Genomic DNA, 20,521 nt, shown 5'->3' with positions numbered 1-20,521 from the left:
CAACTATTATCTATACTTAAAAAAAAGCCACAACATCGTGTGGCCAAAGCTCTGCTTACACATATATCAATGCATTAAGGCATGGATACAACACTCAATAACGCATTTGGCAATCTATTGCCTTTCAACAACTAACGATCGGACACTCGAATTACCGCAGCCATGCCAGTGTCACCCGCCGCACAGCCGGTGAACAAACCATAACCGCCACCACGTATAGCCAGCTCTTCGATCATTTCAATCATGGCTCGTAAACCAGTTGGTCCTTGCGGATGCCCCCAGATTAATGAACAACCAAAGTTGTTCATTTGCATCACATCTACGCCCGTCGCCTTAGCAAACGCAACATCATTTACCGCAAATGGGTTGTGTGTTTTGATCGCATCAACTTGATCTATCGAAATACCTGCAACTAGGAGGGCACGCTTTGCGGCCTCTATCGGCGCGGCAGGCATGTAGGCCAAGTCGTCTCGCGCCTGTCCGAAGCCAAGAATTTCGACTTTAATCGATGTATCACTGGCAAGTTCTTGCGCTTTATCACTGCTACAAACAATGGCTGCAGCATTACCATCCGCAGGATGCGTCTGATTACCAAAGGTAATCACACCACCTTCCTGCACCGGTTTCAGCTTTGCCAATCCTTCCGCTGTCGTTGGGAATACGCCTTCATCACCCGTCATCACCGTCGCTTCTTTCTTAAAGTTTGGTGCGGGCACCGATAAAGGCAGCGTCATAAAACGTTTCTGAAAAGCTTGCTCATCTTTAAGCGCTTCTTGATATTGCTCGTAACGTCGCAGCGTGACGGCGTCCAACTCTTCGCGTGTAATATCAAATCGGCGCGCAACGTTTTCACCAGTTTGCATCATGGAATGCCCACCCATTGGGTCATTCATCATGTTATAAAACACTTGATCCTCAGATTCCCCAGCGCCGCCTATGCCTTTCGGATTCGGGTACACAATATGAGGACCGTTAGAGCAGCGATCAGCGGCCAAAAACAAAGACACACTCGCCATGCCAGTCATCACTTCTGTGGCAGAGGCAAATAAACCACGCGCGCTGGTAGCACATACTTGGTTTACTGCATGTCCTGGAGTGTGTGTTGCGCCGATATCATGAAGCGGCCAAGGTGCTCCGTTAAACGATTGATATTGATTGATGGTCATACCCAACACGCCCGAGTCGAAAACGGTTGGATCAATATTTCGTTTTGAAAGCTCATGCTTAGCCACGTGAGCCGCAAATTTCATCGAATGTAAGTACTGTAATGAGCCTTGCCATTTAGCAAACGGCGTACTCCAATAAGCACCATAAGGGATTTCTACGTTTTGGATTGGCATTCAACATCTCCGCTATTGTTATTGTTTGATCTGGCAAGATTACGACTGCATGTAAGCCGCTAAGCCGCCCCATTGTTCATGAAATATTTCATCTGGCATGGTTTTCAGGTCTTCAGCAACAATTGGCGCGAAGTCCATCATATCTAGCACGTCTTTTTGCAAATCCAAACCAGGTGCGATTTCAGTTAGAACCATGCCTTCTTTGCGTAGCTCTAATACACAGCGCTCGGTAATGAAAAACACAGGCTTTTCATTTGCCTGAGCAAATTCACCACTAAAGGTAATATGGTCAACTTGTTGCACGAACTTACGGGTTCGTCCTTCTTCTAGAACAGTGGCTTTACCGCCTTCAAAAGACAGTTTTGCACCATTTACCAGGGTGCCGCAGAAAACAATCTTTTTAGCGCTTTGAGAAATGTTGATAAAACCGCCAGGCCCTACAACTTTAGGACCAAACTTACTCACATTTAAGTTGCCGTATTGGTCTGCTTGAGCCAAGCCAAGAAACGCCATATCCAAACCACCGCCATCATAGAAATCGAATTGCGCTTCATGCTCAATGATCGCCTCAGCGTTCCAAGCTGCACCAAAATCACCACCGGATGCAGGAATACCGCCATAGGTTCCAAGCTCAGTGGTCAACATAAATTCATTGGCGACTTTTTCTTCTGCTGCCACAGACGCAACGCCATCAGGCATACCGATACCCAAGTTGACGATGGCCCCTTTCGAAAGCTCCATCGCAGCACGGCGAGCAATAATTTTTCTTTCACCAAAAGGCACCGGCGGGATCGCATTTAAAGGCACTTTAGAATTACCCGCCAAAGATGGGTTATAAACAGTCGCTATGGTCTGCATATGCTGTTCAGGCGCTGCAACTGTCACATAATCCACCAACACGCCTGGGACTTTGACATCTTTAGGTTTCAGGGTTTTAGCTTCAGCTAGGTATTTCACCTGCGCTATGACAATGCCGCCACGATTTCGAGCAGCTTGGGCCATTGGTAAAATTTCCGCCAACATGGCTTCTTCTTCAACCGATAGGTTACCGTGCTCATCAGCCGTTGTTGCCCGTATTACCACAACATCCAGCGGGAAAGTTTTGTAAAGCAACCAGTCTTCGCCTTCGATTTCGATGTGCTTGACCAAGTCTTCTTTAGCCAACGAAGTGACCTTGCCACCGCTCACCAAAGGATCAACATAAGTCCCCATACCGACTTTTGTGATCACACCAGGCTTATTACCAGCAATTTGACGCCACATTGTCGTCAGCACACCCTGTGGCAACAAATAAGCTTCGATCGCGTCATCTGCTACAAGGCCCGCCATTTTTGGTGCTTGACCGGTATGCCCAGAAATAAGGCGCTTTACAAGGCCAGTATGAGCAAGGTGAGACATCCCTCCGTTTTTGCCGTCGCCACAACCACAGTCATGAATCAACGTAACGTTTTTAGGATGACCTGTTTCCAAGAAGCGCTGCTCCAATTTATCAGCCACCGCCTCAGCAAAAAACGACATACCAACCGTTGACCACGCGACGGAATCCCCGTCTTTGATTAGGCCAGCAGCCTCTGCCAAAGAAATTACCTTGCTCATGTTTCACCTTCTATTTTTAGCTTTGTTAGGTGTTAGGACGCGAAAAATGATACTTCTCACGTTTAGTGTTTTTTTTGTTGTACTACACAACAATTTTATTTTCAAATAGTTTATATTTTAATTTAGCGAGGTACTTCTAAAAATAGACACCCCTCAATACTGTTCAAAAAACATACGAGCAACTGCTTATAGGAAAATGAATGATGGGGTTCTATTTTTATAATGGGTAATCTAAAAAATTTATATTTAATATTGTTGAATTACTAAACAGTTTGTGCCAGAAATATATTAACCAAAGTCGATACACGGTCGATGGCCGCTAAAAAACTAAAAAATCTCTTATAAAAAAAACAATGTGAGGTGGAAAATGAACTACGTAGGACGTAAAAGCCTAGCCCTAATCGCTGGCGCTGTTCTCTCCGTGAATGCAATGGCCGAAGCGGAATATACGCTAAAGCTACATCACTTCTTGCCACCGATGTCGATGGCGCACAGTAAGTTTCTACAGCCTTGGGCTGAAAAAGTGGAAGCGGAATCTGAAGGCCGAATCGACATCGAACTGTTCCCCGCTATGCAACTTGGTGGCAAGCCACCTCAACTGTTTGATCAAGTCCGTAAAGGAATTTCAGACATCACTTGGACCGTTGGTGGCTACACGCCTGGCCGCTTTCCTAAAGCCACCGTTTTTGAATTGCCATTCATGCCAGGTAGCGCCAAAGCAACCAGTATGGCACTGCAAGAATATGCTGAGCAGGAAATGCAAGATGAGCTCAAAGACGTTCATGTTTTAGCCATGCACACCCACGCGCCTGGCTCTTTGCATTCACGCGAAGAATCCATTAAGACCGCAGATGATTTGGACGGTTTGAAAGTGCGCGCGCCTAACAAAGTTATGGCTTCTGCATTTAAAGAATTGGGCGCCAACACAATCTTTATGCCTGTCACCGAAATGCCAAGTGCTATTTCTAAAGGCGTTCTAGATGTCGCTGCATTGCCTTACGAAGTAGTTTTGCCAACAAAAATTTATGAGCTGGTGGATTACCACACAGAAATCAAAGGTGATCGTGGCTTGTACACCCAATTTTTCATATTCGCCATGAACAAAGACGTATATGAAGACATGCCAGCCGACCTTCAAAAAGTCATTGATAATAATTCCGGTGTTGCTCTAGCAGGTCACATCGGTAGCTTGTTTGATGATTATGAAATCTTTGCTCGCCAATATGCAGCCGATAATGGCAACAGCTTCGATTACGTCGAAGGCGCTGAGTACAACAAATGGAAAGAAATGCTTGCACCAGTTCGCTCTGAGTGGATCGAAGAGATGAACGACGACGATTATGAAGCCGAACGCCTGCTCGAAAAAGCAGAAGGCTTAATCAAAAAATACGAAAACATGTAAACGCTGTTCGGTGATCTAGCATGAAGCTATCCGTTGTAGAAAGTATCAAAGCAGGACTTAGACGCGTGTCGTTTAGTTTCGCTTTGGTTGGAGGTCTAATCATGCTGTCGTTGGCGATCATTACGGTCGCCAGCATCATCGGCAGGACATTTTTTGGCCAATCAGTCGAAGGCGACTATGAGCTTACTGAAGTTGGTTTAGCCATGTCGGTCTTCTTGTTCCTACCTGAATGTTATTTGAGACGTGGGCATGTCATTGTGGATTTATTCACCGCTAACTGCCGCCCTGCAACCATTCGTTTTTTGGATAACACGGGACATTTATTATTCACTGTGGTTTCTGTGATCTTTGCTTATCGCATGACATTAAGTGGATTTGAATCGAAAGATTATTACGAGCAAACCATGATCCTCGAACTGCCTATTTGGTGGGTTTATGTAGTCGGCGTAATTGGATTCAGTGTCTGCGCATTGTGTGGTGCGACTCAATTACTGTCTGGTCCATCAGGAGAGCACAATGAGTAATGTTGAACTCGCATTTCTAATGATGGGCATTTTGCTTGTCTTAATGAGTATTCGTATTCCAATTGCCTTGTCTATGTTGCTGTGTGGCTCCATAGGCTACGCAGCGATCGGTGGTATGCCTGCGTTACTAGAGTACCTCGGCACTTCGCCAGTTGCTAAGTTCTCCAGCTACGACTTATCGGTAGTGCCTCTGTTCCTCTTAATGGGGGAACTCGCAACGCGTTCAGGTATTACTACAGAATTATTCCGTACCTGTAATACCTGGGTAGGCCGCCAAAAAGGCGGTATCGCCATGGCTGCGGTCGCAGGCTGTGCTGCATTTGGCGCCATCTGTGGTTCCTCTTTAGCAACGGCTTCGACCATGGGTAAAGTTGCCCTGCCAGAAATGCGTCGCCTAAATTATTCAGGCAGTTTGGCCGCGGGCTCTCTGGCTGCAGGTGGCACTTTAGGAATTTTAATCCCACCTTCTATGGTGCTGATTATCTTTGCTGTATTAACCGAGCAAAACATTTCTAAAATGTTCATGGCGGCATTTATCCCAGGCTTCTTAGCCGCAGCGGGGTACATGCTTACCATCGCCATTTATGTACGCCTATTCCCAAACACTGGTCCTCGTGGCGAACAAACAACTTGGTCACAAAAATTCCGAGCGACCAAAGATGTGTGGCACATCACCGGGATTTTCTTAGTCGTGCTTGGCGGCATATACATGGGGGTTTTCACCCCTACCGAAGCGGCATCGGTGGGTGTTGTACTCACAGCAATACTTGCTGTTACACACGGTAAGATGCGGATGGATGGTTTTATCAGCAGTTTGGTTAAGACCGCCGTTTCGTCCGCTATGATCTTTTTCATTGTCCTAGGAGCTGACGTATTCAGTGTCTTTATCGCCCTATCAAAACTGCCAGATATCGGTGTTGAGTTACTGACTAATTCAGGGTTATCGCCTTATACCATCTTGGTGGTAATGTTGATCACTTACCTCATTATGGGCTGTTTTTTGGACAGCTTAGCAATGATCTTATTAACCATTCCGATCTACTTCCCGATCATCATGGCGATGGATTTCGGCATGCCTTCAGCAGATTTAGGTATTTGGTTTGGCATCATTGCACTGGTTGTGGTGGAAGTAGGATTAATCACACCTCCGGTTGGGATGAATATTTTCATCATCAAATCGTTCGACAACGCTTTGCCACTCAAAGAATGCTTTAAAGGAGTCGTACCTTTTTTGATCTCTGACTTTATACGTGTAGCGCTGCTAGTGATCTTCCCAGGTATCACTTTAGGTTTGGTGCACGCCATCGGTTAATTGCTCGAGCTCCAAGTAGCAATTAAATATTAGGGGGCTGACTCCAGCCCCTATTTTTTTATACTGATGAACAGCAAACTGTTATAGCTTTCACCAATATGCTTCCTTGTATTACAATAACGTGCTCAGAGTTTGAGCCAGAATAGTAGGAAAAACGTATGCAAGACGATGATAAGAAAAACGACCCAAGTGTCGACTTTGGTGTACTTAACGAGTTTTTAGGATACCGCTTACGTCGTGCGCAAATGAACTTCTTTACCAAATTCAATGACGTTTGCTCTGATCTTGGTATCAGCCCTGGATTATTTGCAGTGTTGGCGATCGTAGAACGTAATCCAGGACTTACTCAGACAGCTGTCGCGCAAGCGCTGGGGAATGACAGATCCGCTATGGTTGCAGCCGTGGACAAACTTGAAGGCAAAAACCTGTTGGAGCGTCGTCCCGCGAAAAACGACCGACGCTCATACGCCTTATTTATGACCGATGAAGGTCAAGTATTCTTCAAAACACTGTGTGACCGCGTTACAGCTTATGAAAATCAAATGGCCAAACGTTTGCAAAACGAAGACGAGAAACGCTGGTTACTGGATATTCTCGAACGCCTAGCGGAATAACATAACCCATTCATATTTGACACAAAAAAAGCGCTGCCAAATGGCAGCGCTTTTTTATTGAGCCAAGCTTATCATCTAACACTCAATTGCGTTCACCGCTAGACCACCGCGAGACGTTTCTTTGTACTTGTCTTGCATGTCTTTGCCGGTATCACGCATGGTGCGAATCACTTTATCTAGGGAAATAAAGTGCTCGCCATCGCCTCGTAATGCCATTTGAGTCGCGTTGATGGCTTTCATCGCAGCGATTGCATTACGTTCGATACAAGGAACTTGCACTAAGCCACCCACTGGGTCACAGGTTAAGCCTAAGTTATGCTCCAGGCCGATCTCTGCGGCGTTTTCCACCTGTTGAGGCGTACCGCCCATCACTTCACACAGACCTGCCGCAGCCATGGCACAAGCTGAGCCAACTTCGCCCTGACACCCTACTTCGGCACCAGAGATAGACGCATTCTTCTTACACAGGGCACCGATCGCAGCCGCTGCCAATAGGAAGTCCACAACGTTTTTCTCACATGGATTTGGAATAAACTCCATGTAGTACATGAGTACAGCTGGGATAATCCCTGCCGCACCATTGGTTGGCGCCGTCACCATGCGGCCGCCCCCAGCATTTTCTTCGTTCACGGCTAAGGCATATAAGTTGACCCAATCCATAGCACTCAAGGTGGAGCTAATAATATTAGGTCGTGTCGCTCGGATGAGAGACTTATGCAAACTCATGGCACGGCGGCGAACGTTTAAGCCGCCTGGCAAAATGCCTTCTTTGTGCAGACCATTGGCGATGCAATCTTTCATTGCCCCCCAGATGTCCATCAAACCATCACGAATCTCTTGTTCTGAGCGCCAGACTTTTTCGTTTTCCATCATCAACTCGCTGATGCTCATTTTGTGTTCGCGACACAAATTAAGGAGTTCAACGGCATTATTGAAGTCGTAAGGCACATCTACTTGAGGGACTAGATGAGCATCCGCAGTGGCTTCGGATTCATCAATGACAAAGCCGCCACCAATGGAGTAAAAGGTATTGTGATACAAAACATCACCCGCCTCATTGTAAGCGGATAAACGCATGGCGTTGGGGTGATATGGCAAGGCTTCTTCAAGCAACAGCATATCTCGCTCCCAAACAAATTCGATATCACGACCTGGAGCAAGGGTAAGGCGCTGGTTTGCCATTAAAGCGCCAATGCGTCCGTTGACACATTCAGGATCGATACTGTCCGGACGCTCGCCCATTAACCCCATGATGATTGCGTTGTCAGTGCCGTGGCCTTTGCCCGTTGCACTGAGTGAACCAAATAGCTCAACTGATACGCGGCTCGTATCATTGGTGAGCTTTCGGTCTAACAACGCTTGGGCAAAATCGGCCGCCGCAGCCATAGGGCCAACGGTATGGGAGCTCGAAGGCCCGATGCCAATTTTAAAAAGATCAAATACGCTGATAGACATGATGCCTCCAGAGAGTTTCCTATTGGAAACTTATTTAACGATTGGAAACAAATACAGATAATTAACCCAAATTACAAGTATTTGATCGCACTGTGAGATCTTGCAAGTCTGCTAAGTTCATTTAGGCGATAAAACATTTGGGTTACATGGGGGGATAACCAAAAAAATAGCGCCGAAGCGCTATTCTGTTTTAGCGACCAAATACGACAGTTCTCTTGCCATTCAAAAAGACACGCTTTTCTACGTGATACTTCACTGCATTAAACAGGGTTACACGTTCGATATCTTGCCCCTTTGCGACCAAATCTTCTGGATAATGTGCATGGTCTACCGTTTGAATACCTTGGGCGATAATTGGCCCTTCGTCCAAGTCGTTATTCACGTAATGGGCAGTTGCGCCGACCATTTTCACACCCTTTTCCCATGCTTGGTGATAAGGGCGAGCGCCTTTAAAACCTGGAAGTAAAGAGTGGTGAATATTGATAGCACGGCCATCTAGGTAGTTACACATCTCAGGTGACAGCACCTGCATGTAACGGGCTAAAATAACCAGCTCAGCATCATATTTCTCGATCAGCTCAATCACTTGAGCCTCTTGCTGGGGCTTAGTATCCGCAGTGATTGGCAGGTGGTAGTAAGGAATACCATGCCATTCTGCCAAAGGCTCTAGATCGGGATGGTTGGAGATGATCACAGGGACTTCAATGTTTAGCTGGCCCGTACGGTAGCGGTACAACAAGTCATTTAAACAATGATCATATTTAGAGACCATAATCGCCACACGGGGGCGATGGTTCGGCTCCGTCAGAGCCCACTCCATTTCAAACTGTTTTGCCTTTGGGCCAAACTCAGCACGGAACTCATCTGCACTGAAATCCGCAGATTGCGGAAAGAATTCAATACGGATAAAAAAGCGGTTGGCTTCACGGTCATCAAACGAGTGGATTTCATCAACGTAGTTTCCAGACTCCGCCATAAAGCGTGTGACGACGTCTACTGTGCCGATAACACTTGGGCAGCTCGCGGTAAAGATCCATGGTTTAGTTGTTGATTTCATTGGACGCTCTCTCGATATGAGGGCTGACCAAAACGGTCAGCCCGGAGTAGGAAGGAGTTAAACTTCGACCACAAGGCCGTATTCACGGCTTGCATCTTGTAGCCATAGCCACAGGTAATCTGCAAAGCTACGACGCACAACTAACTCATATTGGTCTTCGCCAGCACGGCGAATCACTGCACTGCTTTTGGCAAATACAGTAGAAACCACTTTACCTACTGGGAATTCACTTGGGTGAACATCAATTGGCGTTGATTTCTTCAATACATCTCGCACATTCGCACCAGACAACAAGAAGATGGTGTTACCGCCACTTACGTTCACTAGCTGATAGTGGCCAGATACTTGTGCTTGAAAAGCTGCCTCTAAATCGAACGCTTTCAAGCCTGGTACAACGACCAACCACTCATCAGGGGAAATCCAGCGAACAGATACTTCACCGCTTTCAACAGACGTTAAAGGCTGTGTTGGCAACTCAACCCCTAACACTTTTTCAGCACTGGCTTTCAGCTCTGCGTTCTCAGCATTCAGACGTAGTGTTAGCAAGCCTTTCAATTTGTCTTCTTTAAAGACCACACCACCCGCTTTAGGGCCTTTTTTCGCCATAGTGGCGAGGTCTGCATGGTGCAGTGGAGATTGCGCTTCGATGGAAGCGTCCGCTAATTGGTCCATTACCACTGTTAATGGTGCTTCAGTCACATCAGACATTTTGACGCTCCCCTTTTGGATCTAGGAAAATAGGGCTGCAAATTTCAGCTTCGATGGTGCGGCCATCAGCAAGTGGGTAGTAAACTTTTTCACCCATCTTATCTAGACCACCCTTCACAAAGCCCATCGCGATGGAACGACCTAGGTTGGCACTCCAGTAGCTTGAGGAAATGTGTCCCACCATTGGCATTGGGATTGGCGCTTTAGGATCGAACACCCCTTGAGCACCTTCTGGCAATACCACGTTTGGATCAATGGTCTTGATACCTACCATTTGCTTACGCTCTGCACGAACACAGTCTTCACGCTGCATACCACGCTTACCAATGAAGCTAAATGGTTTGTTCATAGACACTGCCCAGCCCATGCCCAAGTCGTATGGGTGTACTGAACCATCTGTATCTTGACCCGCAATGATGAAGCCTTTTTCAGCACGTAAGATGTGCATGGTTTCTGTGCCGTAAGGTGTTAGGTTGTATTTTGCACCGTGCTCGAACAATTTTTCCCATACATGCAGACCGTAGTTTGCTTGTACGTTGATCTCAAAAGACAGCTCGCCAGTGAAAGAGATACGGAACACACGTGCTGGCACGCCTGCGACTTTCATAGGTTTCCAGTCCATGAATTTGAAGGCATCTTTGGACACGTCTTCGTTTTCATCGATCAATTCTTCAAGCAGCTTGCGGCTGTTTGGACCAGAGATGGTCATAGTTGCCCAGTGATCAGTAACAGAAGTGAAGTACACTTCTAGCTCTGGCCATTCTGTTTGGTGGTAAAGCTCTAACCAGCTCAATACACGAGCGGCACCGCCGGATGTTGTTGTCATTAGGAAGTGGTTTTCCGCTAGACAAGACGTTACACCATCGTCGAAGACCATGCCGTCTTCACCTAGCATCAAGCCGTAACGACATTTACCCACTGCCAATTTAGCCCAAGCGTTAGAGTAAACGCGTCCTAGGAATTCACGGGCATCTTTACCTTGGATGTCAATTTTACCTAGGGTAGATGCATCCAAAATGCCAATCGATTCACGGGTTGCAACACATTCACGGTCTAGGGCTTGCTGCATGGTTTCACCGGCTTTCGGGAAGTACCATGGACGTTTCCATTGGCCCACATCCTCAAATTTCGCGCCGTTTTCCACATGCCACTTGTGCATTGCGCTGTAACGCTCAGGATCGAACAAGTCACCACAATCACGGCCAACAATGGCACCAAAGGTGATAGGTGTGTAGTTTGGACGGAAAATCGTCGTACCCGTTTGTGGAATGGTTTGATTCAATACTTTCGCAGCAATCGCCATACCATTGATGTTACCCAACTTACCTTGGTCAGTACCAAAGCCCATTGCGGTGTAACGCTTAACGTGCTCGATGGACTCAAAACCTTCACGACACGCAAGCTCGATACCCGCAGCAGTCACATCGTTTTGGTAATCCACAAACTGCTTAGGCGCTTGGGACGTTGGTTTAGAGTGCGGCACATGGTACAGGGCCATGGACGCACCGACTTTCAAATCTTGCGTTGCAGGTAAGGCAACATCGACAGCACTCATACCCAGTTTCGCCAGAGCATCAAGACCGGCTTTCAAACCTTCAGATAGCGCACCTTCAGTAGAGAAAACGCCATTGATAGCACCAGCTGTTAATTGATGCTGTACGGTTTCACCTGGTAAGAAACCAAGCACTTCATCGTTCCAAACTGGACGTGCACCAGTATGGCAAGATAAGTGAATAACTGGGCTCCAGCCGCCTGATGTGGCAACGGTATCAGCGCTGAGTTTTTTCACTGCACCGGAAACAGAATTGCCGTCTTCGCTGATGCTGGCAACAGACACACCTGTTACGCGTTTACTGCCCTGTACGTCGATCACTGCACAACCTGTCATGACCGTAATACCACGCTCACGGGCAGCGGCAATCAAATCGCCAGATGGATTCTTACGAGTATCAACGATGGCTTGTACTTTGCGACCCGCATCGTGCCAATCAATAGCCGTCTGATAAGCGTTGTCGTTAGTGGTCATCAGTACCAGCTCATGACCAGGTACAACACCGTAACGGTTGATGTAAGTAGAAACAGCGTTTGCCACCATACATCCAGGCACATCGTTATTACCGTAAACCAATGGACGCTCGTGGGCGCCAGTAGCCAATACCACCCATTTTGCACGAACACGGTGGTAACGAGCACGTACTTGTCCGTTTGGCGCACGATCTGCAATGTGATCTGTGCAACGTTGATGGATCGTTAGGAAGTTGTGATCGTGGTAGCCGTTAACCGTAGAGCGAGGCAATACCAATACGTTTTCATTGGCTTCCAGCTCTTTAACCACTTCAGCAACCCAAACAGACGCGGCTTTACCGTCTAGGGTTTCTTTGCTGCTTAGTAGGCTGCCACCAAATTCGTTTTGCTCATCTGCGATGATGACGCGCGCGCCACCACGGGCCGCCGCTAGAGCTGCCGCTAGACCAGCAGGACCTGCACCGACCACCATTACATCACAGTGTTGGTTCATCTTGTCATAGATGTCTGGGTCTACTTCTTTTGGAGAACGACCTAAGCCCGCTGCTTTACGGATGTAAGACTCGTAGGTTTCCCACATGGATTTTGGGTACATAAAGGTTTTGTAGTAAAAACCTGGAGGCATCATCTTGCCACCGATTTTACCTACTAAGCCCATTAGGTCGGTTTCAACGTTCGGCCAGCCGTTGGTTGAGCCAGAAACTAAGCCTGCGTACAACTCTTGTTGTGTTGCACGTACGTTTGGTACTTGCGTCGCTTCAGTCGCACCAATCTGCATGATGGCATTCGGCTCTTCAGCACCTGCTGCAACGATACCGCGCGGACGGCTGTATTTAAAACTACGGCCAATGATGTCTACGCCGTTCGCCAGTAATGCTGACGCTAGGGTATCCCCATCAAAGCCTTGGTAAGATTTACCATTGTAAACAAAGGACAGTGGCTTAGAACGGTCAATGCGGCCACCGCTTTTTAAACGATTCTTCTGTGACATGTCTGCGCTCCTCAGTCTGCCGTAACCGTTGGCTGTTCGCCAATTTTGTACACTTCTTTGATTTCGTAAGTCTGGGTGTGACGAGTCACGTTAAAAAACTTACGGCAACCAGCAGCATGTACCCAAAGTTCGTGGTGCAGACCACGAGGGTTTTTACGGAAGTACATGTAGTTACCCCACTCTTCGTCGGTGCAAGAGTCTGGGTCTAGAGGGCGCGCAATGTGCGCCTGTCCGTTGTTGTGAAATTCCTCTTCTTCACGGTATTCACCACAGTGCGGGCAATAAATATGGAACATGTTAACTCTCTCCCGTTAGTGAGCTACGCCGGCTGCGCCATGCTCATCGACAAGCGCACCGTTGTGGAATCGGAACATAGAGAATGGCTTCGCCAACTCATGCATTTCACCTTTCGCCAAAGACGCGGCAAACACGTTGCCAGAGCCAGGCGTTGCCTTAAAGCCACCGGTACCCCAACCACAGTTGAAGAACAGGTTTTTGATCGGTGTTTCAGAAATGATCGGACACGCATCAGGACAGGTATCCACAATACCGCCCCACTGACGGTTCATGCGAACACGGCTGAAGATCGGGAACATTTCTACAATCGCTTGGATAGTGTGCTCGATGGTGCCGTAGGATCCACGCTGGCCATAACCTGTGTAGCCGTCGATACCTGCACCGATGACCAAGTCACCCTTGTCAGACTGAGAGGCGTAACCGTGTACGTGGTTAGACATAACAACTGTGTCTAGGATTGGTTTGATTGGCTCAGATACCAAAGCTTGTAGAGGATGCGACTCAAGAGGCAGTTCAAAGCCAGCCATGCCAGCGATCACGCTAGAGTTACCCGCGACCACAGAACCTACTCGGTCAGCCATGATGTCGCCGTAACGATTGGTCTTAACACCAGTGATGGTGCCGTCTTCGATGATCAAGTCCACCACTTCCGTCTGTTGAATCAAATCAACACCGTGGGCATCTGCGCCACGGGCAAAGCCCCATGCCACCGCATCGTGACGCGCCACACCTGCACGTGGCTGCCAAGAAGCACCCATCACTGGGTAACGAGCGTTACCAGAGCAATCCAAAATCGGAACGATTTCGTTAACTTGTTTCGCGTCCAACACTTCACCGTCAATACCGTTTAGACGGTTAGCGTTTACACGGCGTTCAATGTCACGCATGTCTTGTAGGGTATGACCCAAGTTCAAACAACCACGCTGAGAGAACATAACGTTGTAGTTCAAGTCTTGAGACAAACCTTCCCAAAGTTTCATGGCGTGCTCGTACAAGTGCGCCGCTTCGTCCCATAGGTAGTTAGAACGAACGATGGTGGTATTACGTGCTGTGTTACCACCACCAAGGTAGCCTTTTTCAATCACAGCAACGTTAGTAACGCCAAACTGCTTTGCAAGGTAGTAAGCGGTCGCTAGGCCATGACCGCCACCACCGATGATGATGACGTCATACTTTTTCTTCGGTGTTGGGTTGCGCCAAACTCGCTGCCAATTTTCATGATGGCTAAGACTGTGTTTTAACAGGCCGAATCCGGAATAATGCTGCATTATGTCAGCTCCTTATCATGGCAGACCTGACTCAGCAGGACTGCATACAAAGTGGTAAAACTAGCGATAGACTGGGTAGTCGGCGCAAAGCGCTTTTACTTGCTCTTTCACTGCGGTGATTTTGTCTTCTAGTGCTTCTGGTTGGTTTAGTACATCCAACAAATCAGCAATCCAACCTGCTAATAGCTCACACTGAGCTTCTTTGAAGCCGCGGGTCGTCACTACCGGAGAACCAATACGTAGACCAGAGGTGACGAATGGAGATTGCGGGTCACCCGGTACAGCGTTTTTGTTTACTGTAATGTTCGCACGTCCCAATGCCGCATCGGCGTCTTTGCCTGTTAGACCTTGCTTGATAAGGCTTAGCAAGAATAGGTGGTTATCCGTACCGCCTGATACCACGTCATAACCGCGTGCTACGAACACGTCAGCCATAGCGTTGGCGTTCTTCACGACTTGCGCTTGGTATTGTTTGAACTCTTCGCTCAAGGCTTCTTTGAACGCCACCGCTTTCGCCGCGATCACGTGCATCAATGGGCCACCTTGACCACCAGGGAAGACAGCAGAGTTCAATTTTTTCTCTAGCTCGTTGTCACGGGAAATGATCAAACCACCACGTGGGCCACGTAGGGTTTTGTGTGTTGTGGTTGTCACAACATCCGCAAATGGCACTGGGTTCGGGTAAAGACCCGCTGCTACTAAGCCTGCTACGTGGGCCATATCCACAAACAGGTAAGCGCCCACTTTATCGGCGATTTCACGGAATTTTGCCCAGTCAACGATACGTGAGTAAGCAGAAAAACCTGCAACAATCATTTTAGGCTTATGCTCAAGAGCCAAAGCTTCCACTTGGTCGTAATCGATTTCGCCAGTGGTTTCGTTTAGGCCATATTGCACCGCGTTGTAAATCTTGCCAGAGAAGTTCACATGGGCACCGTGAGTCAAGTGACCACCGTGAGCCAAGCTCATACCCAAGACTGTATCACCCGGTGCACACAATGCCATGTACACCGCAGCGTTCGCTTGTGAACCAGAGTGAGGCTGTACGTTTACGTACTCAGCGCCAAACAAAGCTTTAGCACGGTCAATTGCTAATTGCTCCACCACGTCAACGTATTCACAGCCGCCGTAGTAACGCTTTTCTGGATAGCCTTCAGCATACTTGTTGGTCAACACTGAACCTTGTGCTTCCATCACGCGTGGGCTGGTATAGTTCTCAGAAGCAATCAGCTCAATGTGCTCTTCTTGACGAACTGCTTCTTTTTGCATCGCTGCCCATAGTTCAGCGTCGAAATTCTCTACCGTATCTGACTTGTAAAACATCTCACTCTCCGGAAAAAACAACCTACCCACTCATACTATGAAAAGGGCCTTTCAGCGACATTCCAGATTGCGTCACATTAATGGTTATTTACGACAGCAAAGTGTCATAACTAGGCAATTGATTTGTCATAAAAGAACCTAGTTTTAACCGTCCCTTGAACCCTTGCTAGGCTTACTTTAGGGCGCCATTTGGCATACACTTGCACAATTAATGACGAAATCCTGATTTGGAATGCCGTTCTGCCATGAGCCAACCCACACACAAAAAAAGCTTTAGCCCCTCAAATGTTGACTCCAATCACGCCCATGTAAAAAAGGTCGAATCCAGTAACCAGCCCATCATGATTGGTTTCGTATTGTTGGAGAACTTTTCCATGGTGGCCTTTACTGGCGCGGTGGATGCTCTGGTAACCACTAACCTTGTGCAGACAGAGAAGCTATTTGATTACCGCACCATTGGGGTCGGCAGTAACACCATCACCAGTGATTTAGGCATTGATATTTCAACTGGTTCAACGGTTTGCGAGCAAGTAGAAGCCAGCCAGAAAAATTTTGATGTGATCATTGTGTGTGGCGGCTACCGCTGTAAGTTGGAAGAGCAGCCGCAACTAAGTGAGTTTTTAAAGGCATCCCAACGACAGGGGTTATATCTTGGTGGTCTGTGGAATGGGGCCATCTCTTTGGCCCATGCGGATGTGTTACAAGGGGCACGTATTGCCGTGCATCCAGACAATCACCCCTACGTAAAAGAGCACTTTCAACAGATCGCCATTGCCTCAGAAACCTCCCTATTGGACGGCAAGATTCTGAGCGGCGCAGGCCCAGTCAGTGCCCTCGCCATGATGTTAACCCTTGTGGAGCATTTCCAAGGCAACCGTATTGCCCGAGCGGTAAAAGAAATTCTGACCTGTGATCAGTTTTCAGAAACCTCCGTGACTCCGATTATCGAAACCACTGACGATCAAAAATACCCTGAATCCCTGCGCAAGGTATTAGAACTGATGCGCAACAACATTGAAGAACCTTTAACCCTTGAAGAGTTGCTTCATTACGCCAACGTCTCCCGTCGCCAGCTAGAGCGTTTATTTCAAAATAATCTTGAAACCAGTCCATCACGTTATTATTTAGAGCTGCGCATTACCTATGCTCGCCGCTTGCTACAACAAACCAACAAGCCGATCATAGACATTGCCATTGCCAGTGGTTTTGTCAGCTCAAGCCATTTCAGCAACTGTTTTAAAGATTATTTTGGCACGGCACCCAGTAACTTCCGCAAGAAGATCAGCAGCCCCAGCAATTAAGTTAAGGAGTCACCTTGGCCAGCAAACCCGGCATTGGACAAATCAGCGACACGGATATTCGCACCCTTAGAATCTTCAAGGCCGTGGTGGAATGTGGCGGCTTTTCCGCCGCCGAAGTAGAGCTTAATATCTCCCGAGCCGCCATCAGCATCGCCATGTCGGATCTAGAGACACGTCTTGGCTTTAAGCTCTGTCAGCGGGGACGTTCGGGGTTTGCTTTAACGAACGAAGGCACGCAGGTTTATAGCTACACCTTGCAGCTGATTTCTTCTATTGAAAACTTTCGTACCAGTGTGAACGCCCTCCACGCCAATATGAAGGGAGAGCTCAACATAGGCATCACAGACAACTTGGTGACCATCCCTCACATGATTATCACCCAAGCCCTGTCTAAGCTAAAAGAACGTGGCCCAGACATTCGTATTAACATTCGCATGATTCCTCCAACGCTGGTTGAACAAAAAGTACTGGATGGCCAACTTCATGTAGGCATAGTGCCCGAATTACGAGTCATCAGTGGCCTGCACTACCGTCCTCTGTATCAAGAACAGTCCCTGCTTTATTGTGCTCGTAATCATCCCTTATACGAGATGAGCCAAGCTGAACTAGAAAGCGTCGACTTGTCGGAATTTGATGCGGTGATCCCCGCCTATGCGCAAACCGCTGAAATCAAAGCGCACCACCAAATGCTTAAAACAGGGGCCACCGCCACTGACCGAGAAGGCATCGCATTTTTGATACGCACGGGTAAGTTTATTGGCTACCTACCAGATCATTTGGCCGCCACTTGGGAAGACAAAGGGGAATTTCGACCTATCCTGCCAGAGAAATACCGCTACCTAACCACTTTTTCCGCTGTGACTCGTAGCTCCCACATCCCCAACATGATTCAAGACACCTTCATTGAACTGGTTGATAAACTGAAACAAAAAAGCCCCGCTGATCAATGATCAACAGGGCTTTCTCAGTTTGAAAATCGAGCAAATTACTCGACTTCAATGATCTCGTAGCTGTGCACTATGTTCACGCCACCACGCTCAAGCATCAAGGATGCTGAGCAGTATTCTTCTGCAGACAACTTCACCGCACGGGCAACGTGAGATTCCTTGATTTTACGACCCGTGACCACAAAATGCACTCGGATCTCAGTAAATACAGAAGGCACCGAATCCGCACGATCCGCATCGATGTGCGCCACACAAGACACCACATCTTGACGCGCTTTTTTCAAGATGCCCACTACATCATAAGAGGTACAACCACCTAATCCCGCTAGGATAAGCTCCATTGGGCGTGGTCCAGCCACTTGCGTGCCATCAATCTCCACTTTAAAACCAGAACCCGTTTCAGCGGTAAAATGCACATCTTCTTGCCATGCAACACTTGTTTTCATCTTTATGTCTCTCAAATTCTTGGAAAGTTACGACTTGGTCTGGGTTACTTAAATAATTCCGCTAGTTTTTCACCAGGGTTATCTACACGCATAAAGGCTTCGCCAACCAAGAACGCATGGATGTCATTTTCACGCATCGCAGCCACATCATCACGGGTATGGATACCACTTTCAGTGACGATCAAACGATCTTTCGGCACGTGGTTCATCAATTCAAACGTCGTCTGCAAACTTAGGTCAAAGGTGTGCAGATCTCGATTGTTAATTCCTAACAGCTCAGTCTCGGTGTTTTCCAGCGCTAGATCTAACTCTGCTTTGTTATGGACCTCTACCAACACGTCCATGGACAAATCACGGGCCATTTGATCCAGTTCCTTTAGCTCTTTTCCGCTTAGGCAAGCCGCAATTAAAAGGATACAGTCTGCACCGATGGCACGGGCTTCCATCACTTGGTAAGGATCCACGATGAAGTCTTTGCGGATCACAGGCAAGGAACAAGCACTGCGTGCTTCCACTAGGAAGTCTTCATGACCTTGGAAAAAATCTTTATCCGTCAGTACAGACAAGCAAGCCGCACCACCTTTTTCGTAAGAGACGGCAATGTCTTTTGGCGAAAAGTGCTCACGCAACACCCCTTTACTTGGGGACGCTTTTTTCACCTCAGCGATCACACCTGCTTTACCTTGGCTAATATTACGGCGCAAAGCGCTAGCAAAGCCGCGCACTGGATTATGAGCATTGGCCGCCGCGGCAGCAATTTCCAAGTTTTCTAGGGACGTGCGAGCCTTGCGCTCAACGATTTCCTCGTATTTGCGCGCAACGATTTTTCTCAAAACAGTAGGAGTTTCAACTTGCATATTCGATCTCTGTGTTCTGTTTCAGTTTATTGAGGCATGAAGCAACGTGAAAAGCTCGCTAGTTCTTGGAGCTTAATCTTAGCCAATCCACCACCGATCACATCCTCGGCAATCGCAACCCCCTCAGCTAGAGTGTCTGCGACACCCGACACATAAATTGCTGCGCCGGCATTTAACGCCACGATATCACGAGGCGCGTTTTCCACACCTTTACCTTCAATCGCGTTTTTTAGCATTTCTAAACTGGTCTCTGGATCTTCCGCCTGCACCGCCGAGATAGGCTGACGGGTCATACCAAAATCTTCTGGGGAGATTTCGTATTCTGTAATCTCACCATCTTTTAGCTCAGCCACATAGGTTGTGTCAGAAATACTGATTTCATCTAGGCCATCCGCAGAATGCACCACTAATACATGGGAACTGCCTAGGGCTTTTAAAGCCTCTGCAATCGGACGTACCCATTCACGACCAAACACACCCATGACTTGGCGCTTAGCTCCAGCAGGATTGGTCAAAGGCCCGAGTAAATTAAAGATGGTTCGAGTGGCCATCTCTTTACGAGGCGCAATGGCATATTGCATAGCGGAATGGTAGTTCGGAGCAAACATAAAACCTAAACCAATCTCCTGCACACTGCGCTTCACTTGTTCACTGTTTAAACCAAGGAAAACACCAGCACGCTCAAGCACGTCTGCACTGCCCGATTTAGAGGATACGGAACGGCCACCATGCTTAGCAACATGAGCGCCTGCTCCAGCGGCAACAAAAGCCGATGCGGTAGAGACATTGAATAAGTTACCGCCGTCACCACCTGTACCGCAGGTATCGACAATCTCATCGCCACCCAAATCTACTTTGGTAGACAATTCACGCATCACTTGAGCGGCAGCAATAATCTCATCAACCGTTTCGCCTTTCATACGCAGGCCGATCAAGAATCCGCCGATTTGAGCATTGGTTGTTTGACAAGTCATGATGCTGTGCATGACATCACGCATCTCTTCGCCTGTTAGATCCTGCTTGTTCACTACTCGAGCGATCGCTTGTTGTATATCCAC

18 protein-coding genes are annotated in these 20,521 nt (G+C 47.7%); 6 read left to right on the top strand and 12 right to left on the bottom strand.

Features of this window, described 5'->3' with window-relative positions:
- Window positions 1–131: 131 nt before the first annotated feature.
- Window positions 132–1,340 (bottom strand): thiolase family protein, encoded by a 1,209-nt coding sequence (locus ACFQ45_RS01705; RefSeq protein WP_377364681.1) that lies wholly within the window; start codon window positions 1,338–1,340, stop codon window positions 132–134.
- A 39-nt stretch (window positions 1,341–1,379) separates the two neighbouring features.
- Window positions 1,380–2,936: an acyl CoA:acetate/3-ketoacid CoA transferase gene (locus ACFQ45_RS01700; protein WP_377364679.1), complete on the bottom strand. Its 1,557-nt coding sequence runs from the start codon at window positions 2,934–2,936 to the stop codon at window positions 1,380–1,382.
- A 367-nt stretch (window positions 2,937–3,303) separates the two neighbouring features.
- On the opposite strand from ACFQ45_RS01700, the gene ACFQ45_RS01695 reads away from it, so the two are divergent.
- The 4 genes from ACFQ45_RS01695 to ACFQ45_RS01680 all read left to right on the top strand — a co-directional run bounded on the left by ACFQ45_RS01695 (window position 3,304) and on the right by ACFQ45_RS01680 (window position 6,788).
- Window positions 3,304–4,338, top strand: coding sequence for a TRAP transporter substrate-binding protein (locus ACFQ45_RS01695; protein WP_377364677.1), 1,035 nt, complete (start codon window positions 3,304–3,306; stop codon window positions 4,336–4,338).
- Between the two features lie 20 nt (window positions 4,339–4,358).
- Window positions 4,359–4,862, top strand: coding sequence for a TRAP transporter small permease (locus tag ACFQ45_RS01690; protein ID WP_377364675.1), 504 nt, complete (start codon window positions 4,359–4,361; stop codon window positions 4,860–4,862).
- On the top strand, window positions 4,855–6,174 hold the full coding sequence (locus ACFQ45_RS01685) for a TRAP transporter large permease (protein WP_377364673.1): 1,320 nt from the start codon (window positions 4,855–4,857) through the stop codon (window positions 6,172–6,174). The genes ACFQ45_RS01690 and ACFQ45_RS01685 overlap by 8 nt, the downstream gene beginning before the upstream one ends.
- Window positions 6,175–6,332: 158 nt before the next feature.
- Window positions 6,333–6,788 carry a MarR family winged helix-turn-helix transcriptional regulator gene (locus ACFQ45_RS01680; RefSeq protein WP_377364671.1) on the top strand — a complete coding sequence of 152 codons (456 nt, stop codon included), beginning with the start codon at window positions 6,333–6,335 and terminating at the stop codon, window positions 6,786–6,788.
- A gap of 75 nt (window positions 6,789–6,863) precedes the next feature.
- Here the strand turns inward: ACFQ45_RS01680 and ACFQ45_RS01675 are convergent, their stop codons facing one another.
- The 7 genes from ACFQ45_RS01675 to glyA form a co-directional block, all read right to left on the bottom strand.
- A complete protein-coding gene (locus ACFQ45_RS01675) occupies window positions 6,864–8,243 on the bottom strand; it encodes an L-serine ammonia-lyase (protein ID WP_377364669.1) in 1,380 nt (459 codons plus the stop codon).
- A 190-nt stretch (window positions 8,244–8,433) separates the two neighbouring features.
- A complete protein-coding gene (gene purU, locus ACFQ45_RS01670) occupies window positions 8,434–9,300 on the bottom strand; it encodes a formyltetrahydrofolate deformylase (RefSeq protein ID WP_377364666.1) in 867 nt (288 codons plus the stop codon).
- A gap of 57 nt (window positions 9,301–9,357) precedes the next feature.
- Window positions 9,358–10,008 (bottom strand): sarcosine oxidase subunit gamma, encoded by a 651-nt coding sequence (locus ACFQ45_RS01665; protein ID WP_377364664.1) that lies wholly within the window; start codon window positions 10,006–10,008, stop codon window positions 9,358–9,360.
- Window positions 10,001–13,024: a sarcosine oxidase subunit alpha gene (locus ACFQ45_RS01660; protein ID WP_377364662.1), complete on the bottom strand. Its 3,024-nt coding sequence runs from the start codon at window positions 13,022–13,024 to the stop codon at window positions 10,001–10,003. The genes ACFQ45_RS01665 and ACFQ45_RS01660 overlap by 8 nt, the downstream gene beginning before the upstream one ends.
- Window positions 13,025–13,035: 11 nt before the next feature.
- The gene (locus ACFQ45_RS01655; protein ID WP_377364660.1) at window positions 13,036–13,320 is read right to left on the bottom strand and encodes a sarcosine oxidase subunit delta; all 285 of its coding nucleotides are present in this window, start codon (window positions 13,318–13,320) and stop codon (window positions 13,036–13,038) included.
- A 15-nt stretch (window positions 13,321–13,335) separates the two neighbouring features.
- On the bottom strand, window positions 13,336–14,589 hold the full coding sequence (locus tag ACFQ45_RS01650) for a sarcosine oxidase subunit beta family protein (RefSeq protein ID WP_377364658.1): 1,254 nt from the start codon (window positions 14,587–14,589) through the stop codon (window positions 13,336–13,338).
- Between the two features lie 60 nt (window positions 14,590–14,649).
- Window positions 14,650–15,912, bottom strand: a complete 1,263-nt coding sequence (glyA, locus tag ACFQ45_RS01645; protein ID WP_377364656.1) for a serine hydroxymethyltransferase — start codon at window positions 15,910–15,912, stop codon at window positions 14,650–14,652.
- A gap of 245 nt (window positions 15,913–16,157) precedes the next feature.
- On the opposite strand from glyA, the gene ACFQ45_RS01640 reads away from it, so the two are divergent.
- Complete coding sequence (locus ACFQ45_RS01640; protein WP_377364654.1) at window positions 16,158–17,213, top strand: GlxA family transcriptional regulator; 1,056 nt, start codon at window positions 16,158–16,160, stop codon at window positions 17,211–17,213.
- A gap of 14 nt (window positions 17,214–17,227) precedes the next feature.
- Complete coding sequence (locus ACFQ45_RS01635; RefSeq protein WP_377364652.1) at window positions 17,228–18,163, top strand: LysR family transcriptional regulator; 936 nt, start codon at window positions 17,228–17,230, stop codon at window positions 18,161–18,163.
- A 35-nt stretch (window positions 18,164–18,198) separates the two neighbouring features.
- Here the strand turns inward: ACFQ45_RS01635 and ACFQ45_RS01630 are convergent, their stop codons facing one another.
- The 3 genes from ACFQ45_RS01630 to trpD are packed head-to-tail and all read right to left on the bottom strand — an operon-like array spanning window position 18,199 to window position 20,521.
- Window positions 18,199–18,606, bottom strand: a complete 408-nt coding sequence (locus ACFQ45_RS01630) for an OsmC family protein (RefSeq protein WP_377364650.1) — start codon at window positions 18,604–18,606, stop codon at window positions 18,199–18,201.
- A 44-nt stretch (window positions 18,607–18,650) separates the two neighbouring features.
- Window positions 18,651–19,463 carry an indole-3-glycerol phosphate synthase TrpC gene (gene trpC, locus ACFQ45_RS01625; protein WP_377364648.1) on the bottom strand — a complete coding sequence of 271 codons (813 nt, stop codon included), beginning with the start codon at window positions 19,461–19,463 and terminating at the stop codon, window positions 18,651–18,653.
- A gap of 26 nt (window positions 19,464–19,489) precedes the next feature.
- On the bottom strand, window positions 19,490–20,521 hold the full coding sequence (gene trpD, locus ACFQ45_RS01620; protein ID WP_377364646.1) for an anthranilate phosphoribosyltransferase: 1,032 nt from the start codon (window positions 20,519–20,521) through the stop codon (window positions 19,490–19,492).

The organism is Rhodanobacter aciditrophus (assembly GCF_042679525.1).
GTDB classification, from domain to species: Bacteria; Pseudomonadota; Gammaproteobacteria; order Pseudomonadales; family Marinomonadaceae; genus Marinomonas; species Marinomonas aciditrophus.
Note: the sequence above shows the minus strand (reverse complement) of the source record. Positions and strands in the feature narration are given on the sequence as shown.